15 protein-coding genes and 1 tRNA gene are annotated in these 15362 nt (G+C 61.6%); 3 read left to right on the forward strand and 13 right to left on the reverse strand.

The genetic code is table 11. From position 1 onward, the window contains the following. Positions 1 to 3 precede the first annotated feature (3 nt). The 5 genes from VUN82_00100 to VUN82_00120 are packed head-to-tail and all read right to left on the reverse strand — an operon-like array spanning position 4 to position 2730. Complete coding sequence (locus VUN82_00100) at positions 4 to 720, reverse strand: alpha-ketoglutarate-dependent dioxygenase AlkB (protein XAS72301.1); 717 nt, start codon at positions 718 to 720, stop codon at positions 4 to 6. Beyond that, positions 717 to 1346, reverse strand: coding sequence for a methylated-DNA--[protein]-cysteine S-methyltransferase (locus tag VUN82_00105; protein ID XAS72302.1), 630 nt, complete (start codon positions 1344 to 1346; stop codon positions 717 to 719). Before VUN82_00105 ends, VUN82_00100 begins: the two co-directional genes overlap by 4 nt. After that, positions 1343 to 1921, reverse strand: a complete 579-nt coding sequence (locus VUN82_00110; protein ID XAS72303.1) for an RNA polymerase sigma factor — start codon at positions 1919 to 1921, stop codon at positions 1343 to 1345. The genes VUN82_00105 and VUN82_00110 overlap by 4 nt, the downstream gene beginning before the upstream one ends. Then, complete coding sequence (locus VUN82_00115) at positions 1921 to 2430, reverse strand: methylated-DNA--[protein]-cysteine S-methyltransferase (GenBank protein XAS72304.1); 510 nt, start codon at positions 2428 to 2430, stop codon at positions 1921 to 1923. Before VUN82_00115 ends, VUN82_00110 begins: the two co-directional genes overlap by 1 nt. A gap of 45 nt (positions 2431 to 2475) precedes the next feature. After that, positions 2476 to 2730, reverse strand: coding sequence for a cell division protein CrgA (locus VUN82_00120; protein XAS72305.1), 255 nt, complete (start codon positions 2728 to 2730; stop codon positions 2476 to 2478). A gap of 158 nt (positions 2731 to 2888) precedes the next feature. Between VUN82_00120 and VUN82_00125 the strand changes: the two genes are divergently transcribed. Both VUN82_00125 and VUN82_00130 read left to right on the forward strand, forming a co-directional pair. After that, complete coding sequence (locus VUN82_00125; GenBank protein ID XAS74790.1) at positions 2889 to 3713, forward strand: class E sortase; 825 nt, start codon at positions 2889 to 2891, stop codon at positions 3711 to 3713. 170 nt (positions 3714 to 3883) lie between these two features. Further along, a complete protein-coding gene (locus VUN82_00130; GenBank protein XAS72306.1) occupies positions 3884 to 4525 on the forward strand; it encodes an aminodeoxychorismate/anthranilate synthase component II in 642 nt (213 codons plus the stop codon). Between the two features lie 32 nt (positions 4526 to 4557). Here VUN82_00130 and pknB read toward each other — a convergent pair whose 3' ends face one another. From pknB to VUN82_00165, 7 genes are read right to left on the reverse strand one after another with little or no spacing between them, the layout of a single operon-like run. Further along, positions 4558 to 6459, reverse strand: a complete 1902-nt coding sequence (gene pknB / locus VUN82_00135; GenBank protein ID XAS72307.1) for a Stk1 family PASTA domain-containing Ser/Thr kinase — start codon at positions 6457 to 6459, stop codon at positions 4558 to 4560. Positions 6460 to 6468: 9 nt separating this feature from the next. Further along, entirely contained in the window at positions 6469 to 8319 is a 1851-nt protein-coding gene (locus VUN82_00140; GenBank protein ID XAS72308.1) for a protein kinase, read from the reverse strand. Further along, positions 8316 to 9773 carry a penicillin-binding protein 2 gene (locus VUN82_00145; protein XAS72309.1) on the reverse strand — a complete coding sequence of 486 codons (1458 nt, stop codon included), beginning with the start codon at positions 9771 to 9773 and terminating at the stop codon, positions 8316 to 8318. The genes VUN82_00140 and VUN82_00145 overlap by 4 nt, the downstream gene beginning before the upstream one ends. After that, on the reverse strand, positions 9770 to 11200 hold the full coding sequence (locus VUN82_00150; protein ID XAS72310.1) for an FtsW/RodA/SpoVE family cell cycle protein: 1431 nt from the start codon (positions 11198 to 11200) through the stop codon (positions 9770 to 9772). Before VUN82_00150 ends, VUN82_00145 begins: the two co-directional genes overlap by 4 nt. Continuing rightward, on the reverse strand, positions 11197 to 12888 hold the full coding sequence (locus VUN82_00155) for a protein phosphatase 2C domain-containing protein (GenBank protein XAS72311.1): 1692 nt from the start codon (positions 12886 to 12888) through the stop codon (positions 11197 to 11199). Before VUN82_00155 ends, VUN82_00150 begins: the two co-directional genes overlap by 4 nt. Positions 12889 to 12891: 3 nt before the next feature. After that, positions 12892 to 13380: an FHA domain-containing protein gene (locus VUN82_00160; protein XAS72312.1), complete on the reverse strand. Its 489-nt coding sequence runs from the start codon at positions 13378 to 13380 to the stop codon at positions 12892 to 12894. Further along, on the reverse strand, positions 13377 to 14126 hold the full coding sequence (locus VUN82_00165) for a DUF3662 and FHA domain-containing protein (GenBank protein ID XAS72313.1): 750 nt from the start codon (positions 14124 to 14126) through the stop codon (positions 13377 to 13379). Before VUN82_00165 ends, VUN82_00160 begins: the two co-directional genes overlap by 4 nt. A 386-nt stretch (positions 14127 to 14512) precedes the next feature. Here VUN82_00165 and VUN82_00170 point away from each other — a divergent pair. Then, positions 14513 to 14595, forward strand: a tRNA-Leu gene (locus VUN82_00170). Between the two features lie 62 nt (positions 14596 to 14657). Here the strand turns inward: VUN82_00170 and VUN82_00175 are convergent. Beyond that, positions 14658 to 15356 (reverse strand): FCD domain-containing protein, encoded by a 699-nt coding sequence (locus VUN82_00175; protein ID XAS72314.1) that lies wholly within the window; start codon positions 15354 to 15356, stop codon positions 14658 to 14660. Positions 15357 to 15362 lie beyond the last annotated feature (6 nt).

Below are 15362 nucleotides of genomic sequence, written 5' to 3' on the forward strand. Positions count from 1 at the left end.
TCGCTAGGACAATCCGGTGACACGCATGGTGATATTGATTCGTCCATGCGAGAGCCCACATCCTTCCGGACAGGTTCCGGGGAGGACCTTTGGGATGCCGTGATACGCGAACCTTGATGCTCCGCCGAAAACGAAAAGGTCCCCGGATTGGAGTTTGACGTCCGTATATGGCTTGGTCCGCGTCTGGGTGTTGCCGAAGCGGAAGAGGCACGTCTCCCCGATGCTGAGGGACACTACCGGAGCATCGGAACGTTCATCTTTGTCCTGATGCATCCCCATGGCGGCACCGCGATCGTAGAAGTTCACCAGTGCGGCATCGGGTGTGTAATTGCCAGCGAGTTCGCCGAGGGCCTCGTTGCCTTCCGGCCCCGACGAGTAGGCATCCGATACGGCCTTCCTGCCCAAGCGAACCATCCACTCCGGGAACTCGAGTACGGGCTGGCCATTTACATCCGTAGCTTCCCGGGTGTAGCGGTAGGGCTGCCAATGCCAGCCAAGGCAAACGGTCCGGACAGACATCTGATGCCCTCCCGGCAGCGTGGCCGCACGCAGCGGCACCGGGCCTTTCGTCCATTCGCCAAAGCGTTGCACGATCCACCTTTGCTGCTCCAGGCTCAGCCAGCCGGGCACGTGCACGGCGCCTGGAGCTATAACCCGAGGCGGGGCGTCGTGGGTGTCAGGTTGGATAAGCGTCAACGGAAACAGGGCGTCCCCGCTCATGCGGCAGCCTCAAGCGTGAGGAGCCTTCGCTTCGCTGCCGTTCCGCCGAGGTAACCGCCGAAAGTGCCGTCGGACTTCACCACGCGGTGGCAAGGAACGATGACCGGCAGCGGGTTGGTGGCGCAAGCCGTTCCAACGGCGCGCACAGCTTTGGGGCTGCCGGCGGCCTGGGCCACCTGTGCGTAACTTTCGGTCCTTCCGTAGGCGATCTGCGGCAGATGGTGGAGGACGTTGAGGCGGAACCCGCGTGCGAGCTGGAAATCCAAGGGAAGGTTGAAATCTTTACGGGTGCCGCTGAAATACTCGTCCAATTGGCGGGCAGCGGCCTCAAGCCGAGATGGCGCATGCAGAATGCGGGGACTCACCGTGTTGGCCAGCAACTCCAATACGGCCTCGTGGTTCTCACGCTCAAACGCTACGCGCACCACACCATGCTCCGTAGCCGCCAAAAGCAGCTTGCCCACAGGAGAGTCCACCACCATGTAAGCAATGTCCAGGGAATGGCTTTCCTGTGCAGAGCGGACAAGCCTCGCATGGAGGCTGGCCAGGGCAGGCTCGATTCCGGCGTCGAGGGGTTGAAGTAGTGTGGCAACCGCGGCGCGGTCCGAAAGGGATTCAAGAGTCATCGGATTTCTCCTTTCGCCGATGCTGGGACGGATGATGTAGTCACGGCCGTGGAATGAACCAGGAGGGCTCGTACGGATTCGGGCTCGTCTCGGAGCATGGAACGGAGGGCTTTCACACCGTCGGACCCCGCACGTCGTGCGGCATCTGGTGTCCCGCCGAGAAGTGACGCAATGTCCCTATATGGGAGGCCGGCCAAATAGTGGTAGGCCACTGCCTGGCGTTGTTTAGGTGGCAACTGCCCGACGGCGTTGAGTAGCTCCGCTTGGCTGTCACCCGGAATGCCAATTTTCGAAGGCCGCTCGGGTGGCTCATCGACAGGCAAAGCGCGCCGATTACTGGAACGGATGAGGTCGATGCATTTCCGATGCGCAATAGTGACGAGCCAGGCCTCAAGGTTGGCATCCGCAGGGAGGGCGCCATAAGCCTGCAAAGCCGCAAGAAAGGTTTCGGACCACGCGTCGTCGGCATCGTGAAGGCCCACCACGGCACGGCATACCCGGAGCACAGTGCCGCCATGTTCCTGGACGACTGCTTCGAATGGCCTCTTGGTGTGGGCCGGCTGCCGGCGCTGCATCAGAAGAGCTTGCTCTCTTTCAGGGCGGCAGGCTCTTCGAACTCGAGGAGGAAGCGCTTATTGTGCAATCCACCCGCGTAGCCGGTGAGTTGCCCGTTGCGCCCCACCACTCGGTGGCACGGGATGATGATGCTGATGGGGTTTCGCCCCACTGCGGACCCGACAGCCTGGGCCAGGTGGGGATCGCCCATCTCGAGAGCCAGTTCACCGTAGCTGATGGTTTCCCCAAAGGGAATGTGTTGGAGCCGCTGCCAGACCTTCTCCTGGAAGGCATTGCCCCGGGCCTCAAAGGGAATGTCGAAGTCGGTGCGCTTTCCTTCGAGATACTCCCCGAGTTCGCCCCGCGTCTGCTCGAAGAGTGGTTCCTCGATCCCTGCCGGGACGCCAAAGTAGTCCGGCGGAGGCATGTGCCAATGGCCTTCGTAAAAGATGCCCGTCAAAAACTCCCCACGGGCAGTCAGCGTCAGCTGCCCCAGCGGGGAATCCATGGTGGTGTGCCTGGTGTTCATATCCTGTAGACGTTCGCGGGCACCGAAATGTGAGGTGTGGGATTCCTAGGCGCGCCAGCGCGTGGTCATGAGGAATCCGACGATTGCGATGCCGAACCCAGCCACGATGTTCCACGAAGCCCAGTCCTGAACTGGGAACCGGCCCTCAGTGATATAGAACGTGATGATCCAGATCAGTCCAATGATCATGAGGCCAAACATGACCGGCTTGTACCAAACGGGATTCGGCTTGTACTGCTGCGCGGCGGAAGTCTGCTGGGCCTGACGGGCAGGCCGCTTGCGGGGCTTGGACTCGGGCACGGATCCTCCTTGGCTGTTCGATTGAAACCCGATGCTGCCGGCCTTGGTATCCTGCAGGAAGGAAAAATTCCAGCGGTCAACGGCCACGCGGTGCTCCGGGTTGTTACTAGCTGTCAAGTCTAGCCGCAACCGGGGTAGGCCAGCGCCGCCCACGCCCTATACGAGGAGACCCTGTGGCGGACCAGCAGACGACGGCGGCTGCCGCCGTGCCGTCCGCCCACGGGACGCAGGGAAAGCCTCCCAAGGCCCGGCGCACAGCTTCGGACGTTATCCGGAAAATCAGCCAGGTGCTGGGCGAGTTGCTCATCACCGCAGGCATTGTCCTCCTGCTTTTTGTGGGCTGGGAGCTGTGGTGGACCAACGTGGAGGCCGACGCCAAGCAGACCGAAGCCGTAAAGAGTTTTGCACAGGAATTTGCGGGACCGGTGACACCGGCTGCCAGCCAGGCTACGGATTACGGTCCGCCCGTCGTTGGGACAGCACCTGCCCACGGGAAAACGATCGGGATCATGTACATCCCGCGGTTTGGTCCGGACTACACGCGGCCAATTATCGAGGGAACAGACCAGGATGTCCTGGACACACTGGGCCTGGGGCACTACGGAAACACCAGCATGCCCGGAGCCCTGGGCAATTTTGCCGTCGCAGGACACCGGCAAACGCACGGCGCTGTACTGGATAACATCCACACCCTGGTCCCCGGGGACAAAATCTACGTCCAGACGCCAGACGGCTATTACACCTATGTCTTCCGCAACAACCAGATTGTGTTGCCCAGCCAAACCGACGTCCTGATGCCGGTCCCCACCCAACCCGGAGTCACGCCCCGTGAAAGCATCCTGACCATGACCAGTTGCAACCCGCGCTTCGGATCCCAGGAACGCATCATCGCCTATTCAGTCCTTGAGGGTTGGCAACCGGCCTCAGCGGGACCGCCATCGGAAATCGCCGCCCAAGTAGCCCAAGCCCAAGGAAAGGGGTAACGGATGTACGCCTGGATCTTTCGGAATTTGCCCGGCCCCTTGTGGGTGCGGATACTGACATCGGTGGCGCTTGTGGCCGTAGCCCTCGTCCTGATGGTGGAGTTCCTCTTCCCGTGGTTCTCACAATTCACTTCTTTGACCGACTCAACGATTGGTTTAGTGCAGCAGCCATGAGCTCAACAAAAATCCTCGTCGTGGACAACTACGACAGCTTCGTTTACACCCTGGTGGGCTACCTGCAAGAACTCGGCGCCGAGACAACCGTGGTCCGAAATGACGACGTGACACTCGCAGAAGCAAAAGAGCTTGCCGCAGCCCGTGACGGAGTCCTCATCTCTCCCGGTCCAGGAACGCCGGCAGAAGCCGGTGTTTGCATCGACCTCATCAAGTGGTGCGGCGAGGCCGCCAAGCCTATGTTCGGCGTCTGCCTTGGCCACCAGGCCCTTGCCGAAGCTTATGGCGGCGTGGTCACCCATGCGCCTGAACTGATGCACGGAAAAACCTCCCCGGTGCAGCATGAAGGCAAGAGCGTCTTTGTCGGGCTTCCCTCGCCCGTTACGGCTACGCGCTACCACTCACTCGCTGCGGTTCGTGACTCGATCCCGGACGTCCTGGAGATCACAGCAGAGACGACCAACGGCGTGGTCATGGGCCTGCAGCACAAGACCGCTCCCCTCTGCGGTGTGCAGTTCCACCCGGAATCAGTCCTCACCGAAGGCGGCTACCAGATGCTGGGCAACTGGCTGGAGTCCCTTGGCATGACCGGCGCTGCCGAACGTGCTTCGAAGCTGAGCCCGCTGATCCAGCACTGACGTGTAGCGGCGGCTGAGGGGGACGCGAGCCGTTAGTCCTTCTTGGTGGGCGTCGGCTTGGGGCTTGAGGTATCTGTTGGCGTAGGTGTGGGAGTTGGAGCCGGGGCTTTGGCTACCGTTACCGTGACTGTCTTGCCCTGATCCACTTCGGTATTGAAGGTTTCGCTTTGCGCCGTGACCTTGCCGGGGGTCACCTGGGAATTTTCCTGCTCCACCACGGCCATGACGAGGCCGTTTTCCTTCAACAGCGCTTCGGCTTCCGACTGGGCAAGACCGATCAGTTGGGGCATCAGCACTTTGCCGGAGGAGACCTGCAGCTCAACGTTGGAACCCGCGGCTATGGGCGCCCCGGGGGCTGGACCCGTGGTGATGACGAGTCCGATGGGAACCGTGGGGCTGTGCGTCCTCACGCTGGAGATGTTGCCCGTGATTCCCAGGCGCCGGAGGGTGTCGCGGGCGTCTGACTCGGTGCGGCCCACAATGTCTGCAGGGATAGTTACCGAGCTGGGACCGCTGGAGATGTTGAGGATGACTTCGGCGTTCTGTTCAAGCATGGAGCCCGCACTGGGTGCCGTGCCGATCGCCATGTCCTTGGCAACCTTGTCACTGGCCACACGTGCCGTTTTGGGGACCAGCTTTGCGGAGTAGAGCTCTTGCAGCGCCTGGGACTCCGACATGTTGGTCACCGAGGGAACCGCCACCTTGGCGGGTGTCGCGGGGGGCGCGTTGACGAGGCTGTAGATCCAGAATCCGGCCCCTGCGAGAACAAGGATAGTGAAGATTGCCAGCGTCGCCGCCCAAGTACGACGGCGGGACTTCTGGTGGGCGGACCGCTCCCGTTCGGGTGGGAGGTCCAGGGGAAGGGCTTCCTCCACCGGTTCCGCTATGGGGTCCTGGGTCGCGTCTTTGTAGTGCTCGACATCCAGGAATCCCACGGCTGTGGCGCTCAAGAGCTGGGTGTCCGGGTCTTCGGATGAAATGAGGTCGTTGGGGTCGGTAGGCGCCTCGCTGGTGGGGAGAGCGGGCACGGGGATGCCATTACTCGCGGCCCTGAGTGCCCGCCGGAAGGCAGCCGCATCCTGGAATCGGTCAGTCCGGCTCTTCTGCAGGGCCTTGGCAAGGACGGAATCCAAAGCCTCTGAAACTTCAGGGTTATGGACGCTGGGAAGGTCCGGTGTCTCCCGGACGTGCTGGTAGGCCACTGAAACCGGGCTGTCGCCTACGAATGGTGGCCGGCTGGTAAGCAGTTCATACAGGAGGCAGCCAGCAGAGTAGAGGTCGCTGCGGGCATCAACGGTCTCCCCCCGTGCTTGTTCGGGGGAAAGGTATTGGGCCGTTCCCACCACAGCCTGCGTCTGCGTCATGGTGGCAGCGGAGTCAGCCATGGCGCGGGCGATGCCGAAGTCCATGACCTTGACGTCCCCGGTATCGGCACAGACCATGACGTTGGCCGGCTTGATATCGCGGTGCACAATGCCCGCCCGATGGCTGTACTCCAGCGCCGCGAGGACGCCAAGGGTGTAGCCGATGGAGTCTTCAACACCGAGTTCGTGCGCTTTGATCATGTCCCGCAGGGTCCGTCCTGCGACGAACTCCATCACGATGTATGGGACACGCACGTCCTCACCCGGCCCACCCGGGACTGAGTACTCACCGGTATCGAAGATGGCCACGATGGAAGGGTGGTTCAGTGCCGCGACAGCCTGGGCCTCGCGTTTGAAACGGGCCTGGAACTGGGGATCGCGGGCCAGGTCAGCGCGCAGGACTTTGACTGCAATGGTGCGCCCCAGCAGCGTATCTGACCCACGGTAGACGTCTGCCATGCCACCACGGCCGATCAGGTCACCGAGTTCGTAGCGACCATTGAGGATGCGCTGCGAAGAGACAGGTGTGCTCTCCTCTCGGTGCGCTGGACCGGGCCGTGGCGTAGACATGGCGGCTACTTATTTGCTCGGGCTGCCGGAGCCGCTGGGGCTGGCGCTCGGGGACGTCGGATTGCTCGGTACAAGCGACTTGGACAGGTGGTATGTGACTACGGAACCAGCGGCAACCTTTGTTCCAGGCGCCGGCTCGGACCGTACGAAGGTGCCTGGTTTCTGGCCGACGGCACCATTGACGGGATCGCCCGGGACCCACCGCAGGTTCGCGGCTTCGATCAGTCCCCGGACCTCGTCTTCGCTGAGGCCGACACCGATGCTGGGCACGGACACCATTTCCGGACCCTTGGAGTACTGGACAGTGATAACTTCCCCTGGATCAACAGGACCGGTGGGGTTAAGGTCGGTTACCGTACCCACCGCGGCAGTGTTGAATACTTCCTGCCCGTTTACCTGCAGACCCAATCCAACAAGCTGGCTGCGGACCGTTTCAAAGGGTTGTCCAAGATACTCCTCGGGGATCAGGTTGATCTTCTGGGGAGTGGACTGCGTTGGTGTCGGGGAGGGGGCCTGGGACGTCTGCGTTGGGGTGGCCGATTGCGACGTAGGGCTTGCGCTCCGGCTCGGGCTTGCAGATGTGGACTCGCTCGGACCGGGATTTGGCGAGAAGAAGCCCGACTGTGAAATCAGGAAACCAACCAGTGCGAAGAGCACCAGCAGGATCAGGGCAACGAGTGGCCAAGTCCATGGGCTGCGCTTCTTGCGCTCCGGCTCGACGTCGTCGTAATTGTCGTCATCGCTGTAGATAACTTCTTCTTCGTCGTTCAATTGCCGCTCTGCCTCAAGTGCATTCGCCCGTGACAACGGGTTGTCGGCGGAAGCGCCGGCAGCTCCAAGGGCAGCCCCGGCTGCGCCTCCAACAGCGGCGGTGGCGCCGATCACCGGAAGTGCGGAAGTCGACGTCGTGGAATGCTCCTTGCCAAACGGCGAGGTAACGACGCCGGTGGGGGCCGTAGCGGTATTGACCGGTGCCGTGATGGGTCCAGTAGCGGCTTCGAAGAGAAGCATTCCCGGCACCGCGGCGTGGGCAGTGGTGATATCGCCGTTGCGGATAGCCTCCGCGGCCTCGGCCAGCTTGATGGCGTTGGCCGGACGGTTCTTGGGATCCTTGGCGAGCATCGACATCAGGAGGGCGCGCACCGGAGTTGGCAGCGTCTCCGGAAGCGGAGGCGGAGCGTCGTTGACCTGTGCAAGGGCAATGGCGATCTGCGATTCACCGGAGAACGGACGGTGGCCGGTGAGGCATTCGTAACCGATGACGCCAAGCGAGTAGATGTCAGACGAGCCAGTGGCAGTTTGTCCTGTTGCCTGTTCGGGAGCAAGGTACTGGGCGGTGCCCATGACCTGGCCGGTCTGGGTCAGCGGGACCTGGTCAGCCAGGCGGGCGATACCGAAGTCGGTGACCTTGACGCGGTTATCAGGCGTGATCAACAGGTTGCCCGGCTTGATGTCGCGGTGGACCAGGCCCTGGGCATGTGCCACGGCCAGGGCGCGCGCCGTCTGGGAGATGATCGAAAGCGTCATGTCAGGCGAAAGGACCTGCTCGCGCTCGAGGATGCCGCTCAACGGATGGCCGGGCACCAGTTCCATGACCAGGTAGGCAGAGCCGGCTTCTTCACCGTAATCGAAGACGTTGGCGATACCCACGTGGTTAAGGAGTGCCGTGTGGCGGGCTTCAGCGCGGAAACGCTGGAGGAAGCCTGGGTCCCCGGTGTATTCCTCCTTGAGCACCTTGATGGCAACGATCCTGCCCAGGATCTGGTCCTTGGCCTTCCAGACCTCGCCCATGCCGCCAATCGCAATGCGACTGGTCAGCTGGAACCTGCCGCCGAGTGTGATTCCCGAAGTAGGTCTCACTTATTCAACACCGCCTCAAAAATCTTCTTTGCGTTCGGACTGGTTAGCTTGGCGCCTGTGAGCACATCCACACCTTCCATGACGATGGTGACGGCCACTTGCGGATCGTTCGCCGGGGCGAACCCGGTGAACCAAGAGTTGTTCAAACCGGAATCGCCGAGCTCGGCGGTACCGGTCTTACCGGCTACCTGGACCCCCGGGACGGCAGCGCCGCTGGCGATGCCGTTGGAGACCGCGCTGCTCATCCATTGGGTGATCTGGTTCGCGATGGGTTGGGTGGTGCTTGTACGGAGGGCCTCGGGCTTGAACTCGCTGATTACCCGGAGGTCCGGCGCCCGGACGGTCTTGATCAGATTGGGCTTCATCTGCACACCACCATTGGCAATTGCCGCCGTCATCAGGTTGATCTGCAGCGGAGTTGCCTTGACGTCGCGCTGGCCTACCGAGGATTGGGCAAGCTGTGCCTGGTCCAGATCCTTCGGGAAGACGCTGACGGCCTGCTGGAGCTTGAGCTGCTCGCCGAAGGTGTCTCCGAAGCCGAACTTCTCTGCCTGATCGCGGATCGCGTCCTGGCCGAGGTCCAGCGCGATGCTCGCAAAGGGAGTGTTGCAGGACTGTTCCAAGGCGAACGAGAACGTGGCCGTTTCACGGACGTTGCAGTTACCGCCAGCGTAGTTGGGCAGGCTCGCACTGGATCCAGGCAAAGGCAGGCTGCTGGGGTTCGGCAGTTCGCTGTCCTTGTTGTACTTGCCGGAATTCAAGGCTGCCGCAGTATCCACGAGCTTGAACACTGAGCCCGGAGACAGCAGATTACCCGTGGGCCCGCTGACATTCTGGTTCAAATTGATGCCAGGAATCTGGTTCAGCTGTGCGTAGTTCGCCGCTGCGGCGTTTCTGTCGTGGGTAGCGATCAGGTTGGGATCGTAGGAAGGCTTGGAAACCATGGCCAGGACGGCGCCTGTTTTCGGGTTGGTCACCACGATTGAGCCGCGTTGGCCTTCCGGAATAAGGTCATACGCAAGTTTCTGGATGGCGGGATCCAGCGTCAGCTCCACCGAAGCGCCCTTGGGCTCATTGCCCAGGAACATTTGGCTGACGCGGTCCAGGAACAGTTGGTCGGAATTGCCGGCCAACTGATCGCTGAGGGACTGTTCGAGCCCGGTGGAACCAAAGCCCCTGGAGAAGTATCCAGTGATGCCGGCATATAGTTCGGGCTGCGTGTACTTGCGTTGGAACGCGCAGGATTCGTTTCCCGCGACAGATTCCGCAATTGGCTTGCCGCCTACGATGATCGCCCCACGGTCATTGCAGAACGATGCCAGGATGGCCCGCTGGTTCCAAGGATTGGCGTTGAGATCGTCAGCGCCGATGACCTGGACGTAGCTGATGGCGCCGAAGATCAAGGCGAACATGGCGACGGCAGCCATCCACGAACTTCTAATTGCCTGGTTCATGGGTGCTTCACCGCTTCCGTGGGTGCGCCCGGTGTGGGTACGGCGGCCGACTTGCGGGCGGCCGGGTTGGTGCTGCTTGCAGGAGGTTTGTTGACCATCGGAGTGGTATCTATCGGCCCACGGGCCGTGTTGGAGATCATGAGCAGGAGGCCGACGATTATCCAGTTTGCCAAAAGCGAGGAACCACCAGCGGCCAGGAACGGCGTTGTGAGGCCCGTCAATGGGATGAGCCGGGTGACGCCGCCGATAACCACAAAGCACTGGAGCGCGATTGCGAAGGAGAGCCCGCAGGCCAACAACTTGCCGAACGCATCCCGGGTGCCCAAGGCGGCACGAAAACCGCGGGTAAAGAGCAACAGGTACAGCATCACGACGGCGAACAGGCCAATAAGGCCCAGTTCTTCGCCAATGAGTGCCACGATCATGTCGCTGTTGGCGAAGGGCACCAGGTCCGGCCGGCCTTGGCCGAGGCCCGTGCCCACCAGGCCACCGTCAGCCATGCCGAACAAACCTTGGACGATCTGTCCACTGCCACCGGGGGACCTGCCAAAGACTTCGGGCGTGAAGGCATTGATCCAGCTGTCGATCCGGAAAGCAACGTGCGAGAAGATCTTCGAAGCGATGAAGCCGCCGCCAAGGATCAAGGCCAGCCCGATCACTACCCACGAGATGCGGCTTGTGGCGACGTAGATCATCACAATGAAGAGGCCGAAGAAAAGGACTGACGATCCGAGGTCGCGCTGGAATACGAGGACGCCAATGCTCACCAACCAGGCAGTGATCATGGGACCCAGGTCCTTGAACCGCGGGAACTGCATGGGGCCAATTTTCCGTCCTGCCAGCAGGATGAGGTCCCGGTTGGAGGAAAGATACCCGGCGAAGAATATTGCCAGTGTGATCTTGGCAATTTCACCGGGCTGGAACGTCATAGGGCCGATCCGGATCCACACGCTTGCGCCCAGAACTTCACCGGCAGAGATGCCCGGAACCAGCGGCAAAATCAGAAGGAATGCACTCGCTGCCAAGGAAATGTAGGTAAACCGGCGCAGGATGCGGTGGTCCTTGAGGAACCAAATCACGGCGATGGATACGGCCATGGCAATAAGCGTCCAACGGAGCTGATTATTACCGGTATCGTCCCCAGGCCCATCCATGCGGTGGATCAAAGCGAGGCCGAGCCCGTTCAAGGCAACAACGATCGGAAGTATTACTGGGTCGGCATACTTGGCGCGCAGCCTCAACACGACGTGGAAGGCAAAGGCAGCGACAGCCAAGAGGCTCGACTGGAACCAGAAGTCGCTATCCAGTCCGCTTTCGGAATTGATGCTCACCAAAGCGCTGGCGCCGATGCCAACGGCAAGCGCAAGCACGATGAGCACGAGCTCAACATTGCGGCGCGGCTTGGGTGCGGTCTCAGTCTGGATCATTTTGCCGCCTCACAGGGAGTCGGTACGGGCGAAGGCGTGGGGCTGGCAATGGCCGCTGTACTTGGAATGGGAACACTTGTTGTCGCTGATGGAGTGGGGGAAGCGCTGGTGCTGGGACAGGTTCCTGACGTGCTGCCGTAGTTCTTCAGGTTCTCGACAATACGCTGCGCATCATCAAGGTCTCCGGCAGGAACGGTCTGCCGAACACTCTGTTGACCGTACTCGGGAAGGGACTCAACACGGAGGTCAGTGACAGCCTCAAGCCGGGACAGCTGGATGGGGCCGAGCCGCTGCGAAATGCCGTTGAAGATTGCTACACGGGAATCGTACTCGCCAACGTAATAGCGGGTCTGCGTCCAAGCGTAGCCAAGCCATAGGCCCACAACGACGCCGAGCACAACAACAGCAGCAACGGCGGGCATGAGCCAGCGAATGCGGCGTCTTGCCGGTTCTTCGACTTCCAGTCGGTCCTGCTCGGCTTTGTGGGTCAGGACCGTAGCCGCGCGTCGAGCAACGGTGCGGCCTGCCACCGTCGGGATTGATCCCGTTTCGGCAGCTGTAGCTGCAGCACCCACGAGCTCATGGGGACGGCTGGCGAGCTCTTCGCGAAGGACCTCAGCGGAAAGATGCTCACCCAGGTGGGGGTCAGTAGTGGTGGGCGGCTCTTTGGAGGTTCCGTCGTCGTCAGCAGACTCAGCCTTCTCCGCGGTTGGGTCGCCATTGCTGAAGGATGAACCGGCATCGGCAACCTTGCCGTCATCGGGCGCTGTTGCCTTAAGCTCGCCCGGACTGGCGTTTGCGGGCTTGGTGGCGGAGGGACCTTCAGTCGGCTTATCTGCAGCAGATGATTCCGGCTCGTCCAGCGCGGCAAGCGCCGCGGGAGGAACGACGTCGACGGCGGCCGTGTTGACGTCGTCGTCGGTCTCCTCAACAATCTCCAGCACGACCACGGTGACGTTGTCCGGGGCGCCGGCTTCCAACGTGAGATTAACGAGCGTTTCCGCACATTCCCGAAGATCCTTGGTTTCCCGGAATACCCGCTCCACCACGTGCCCTGCCACATAGTTGAGGCCATCTGAGCAGAGCAACCAGCGTTCGCCCGGCTCGACGTCGAGGGCATCCAAGTCCAGTTCAGGGCTGGCGTCGACGTCACCCAGGACGCGCATCAGAACGTTTTTGTGGGGATGTGTTTCGGCTTCTTCGGGACGGAGCCGGCCTTCATCAATGAGGCGCTGAACAAAGGTGTGATCAATGCTGACTTGCTCGAACTTCTTGTTCCGCAGGCGGTAGGCCCGGGAATCGCCAATGTGGGCGAAATGCAGTTTGCGACCCTCAAGGAGCAGGGCGGTGACGGTGGTGCCCATGCCGGAGAGCTTGGGATTCTGATGCACCAGTTCAGACAGCAGCGAATTGGCGGTCTGGATCTCATCGGCGAGGATCGTGTCGGCGCCGTCCGAGTAATCATCATGATCGAGGTGGATCATGTCCAGCACCGTGGAAGCCGAGGCGACGTCTCCGCCGGCGTGACCGCCCATGCCATCGGCAACGACTGCCAGATGGCGGCCCACATATGCGGAGTCGTCATTCTTGGAGCGGATCCGTCCGACGTCGGATCGCGCGGCGTAGCGCATGATAAGTGGGCGCTCCGCCGGCGTTTCCTTGCCTTCCGGGGTCTCGGGAGAGGCCATGGACTACGGCCTCAATTCAATAACCGTCTTGCCGATTCTCACGGGAACGCCAAGCTCCACCGGCAGGGCACGGGTCAGCTGTTGATCGGCCAGGTAGGTGCCGTTGGTGGACCCGAGGTCCTCAATAAACCAGCGGCTGCCCTGCGGGAACAAGCGTGCATGCCGGCCGGAAGCGTAGTCGTCTTCCAGGACCAGGGTGGCTTCCTGCGCGCGGCCCAACAGGATGGGGCTCGCCGCCAAGGGAAGGGTGGTGCCTTTGAGGGGGCCTTCAGTGACCACCAAGTTGCGCGCATGTTGGATGGCAGGCGCCGGCGAAGAGGCCAGTTCGGGGTGCTTGCGGACCTCGCGTGCAGTGGGGGCTCCGGTCACTGCCTTGCGGCCGATCTGGAAGTCGCGGCGCATGGTGGACACGATGCTGAAGATCAAGACCCACAGCAACAGCAGGAAACCGAAGCGAAGTGCCGTGATGGTCAGTTCGCTGACGTCGTTCACGCGTGGCCACCCAGGGTCTGGGGGAGGAGGCGGAAAATGATCTTTGTACGTCCCATCGTGATGGTTGAGCCGTCAGTGAGCTCCACGCTGCCGTCCACCTTGTGCCCGTTGACGTAACTGCCATTGGTGGATCCAAGGTCAACGGCCCACGTGGTGCCGTTCTGGGTGCGGACCTCAAGGTGCTTCCTGGAAACCCCGGTGTCATCCACCAGGATGTCCGCTTCCGAAGAGCGGCCCAGCACGACCGACTGGGCATTGAGGGAATACCTTTGGCCGCCAATGTCCAGGACAGGCTGGAGTCGGGTGGGCTGCCGGGCGGGTGCAGCTGGAACATTTGGCCGTGGAGCCTGTGGTGCGGGAGCGGCGTCGTCGGAGGATTTCTCGGTCCGGGAAGTTATTTCGAAGTGTCCGGCGCGTTCCTCTTCATTTCGACGGAACGAAATCCTGACCGCGCCCTGGAGCGTGTAGCCCTGGCTGCGAACGTGCTGGATGACAACATCGCACAGTTCCTCTGCCAGCGGAGTCCCCCACTCCTGGGCCCGTCCGAAATCTTCGTCGCTGAGGAGGACATCGAAAACATTGGGGGCGAGAGTACGCCCGGCTGCGATCGTGATGGACTTATTGTCCAGCTCGCGCCGTAGCTTGCTCGCGATTTCCACCGGCTCAACACGTGCCCGCGACCCCGTGGAGAAGACGTTGCGGACGGCCTTTTCAATGCCGCGCTCGACTTTGTCCAGCAAACCCATGGTCCTTCTCCTTTCCTCGCCGCGGCACCCACTGTGCCTGGTTCAATACTCGGTGCTTCGACCCGTCCACGCACACAGCAAAGTGAGCGCCGAACGGCCCTTCCACTTCCCGATACTACTGGGAGTGTCTGGGAATGGCCTTAATCCACAACGCCTTACGACGCGGAAAAGTTCGATTCCGGCCCGTCCTGACGGGGGAGCAAGGGCGTGAAATTTTCGTGCCGTAAAGCAGAAGTTGTGTGGGCTGGGACCTGCCAGCGGCGTTGTCCCCAGCCCCGTGGGGACTCGATTGGTGTTTTCTCTGGGATGTCCGTTATGCTTGATCTCGCTGCTTTTGAAGGAAACGAAGCTGGGAGACCGGTAGAACGTCCTGAAAAAGAAGTTGCGCGCGAGTGGCGGAACGGCAGACGCGCTGGCTTCAGGTGCCAGTATCCGAAAGGGTGTGGGGGTTCAAATCCCCCCTCGCGCACGCAATCGAAAGAGCCCCGGTCTTAGGATCGGGGCTCTTTTGTTTTGCCGGGTGCCTGACTCTCAGCCGCGCGGCGAACCCTTGAACCGGCGTCGCGAATTGCTCAGGTGCAGGCGCATAGCGGCCGAGGCAGCCGCTGGGTCGGCATCGGCGATGGCCGCGTATATAGAGGAGTGCTCGTGGACCACTTGCTCGAAGCGTTCCCGGGATTCCTCCTCGTCACTGGCCAGAAGGCGTGTGCGCGGCATGGTGATCATCGTTTGGCCGAGCGCACTGATGCAGTCCGTATAAAAGGGATTGCCTGAGGCAGCAGCCACGGCCCGGTGGAACTCGAAGTCAGCCTTCATGGAATGCGCCGGGTGGCCGGAACTTGCCGTGAACTGCTCTAAGGCGCCGTGCACAGCCTTTAATTGATGCTCCGTGTGATTCAGGGCGGCCAACGCCGCGGCTTCAGTCTCCACACCGATCCTGAAGTCGAGCATCTGCAGTCGGTCTTCCATGCTCACAACCGGCCTGGTGCCCGGTGCCTGAAGAAGGCCGTCCGATGGCGGGGTCAGTGCGAAGCTGCCCCGCCCACGCTCGGTTTCGACAAGTCCCTCCGCCTGCAAACGGGTCAGGGCGGAGCGGACCACTGTCCGGCTGACGCCGTATTCGCTGATGAGGGTGTTTTCGCTGGGGAGTTTCTCACCTGGCTGGATGACGCCGTCGACGATGCGGTTGCGAAGGTCGGCGGCGAGATCCGCAGTCAGGTTTCGGCTCATGGGTTC

This window comes from Micrococcaceae bacterium Sec5.1, assembly GCA_039636795.1.
Classification (GTDB): domain Bacteria; phylum Actinomycetota; class Actinomycetes; order Actinomycetales; family Micrococcaceae; genus Arthrobacter.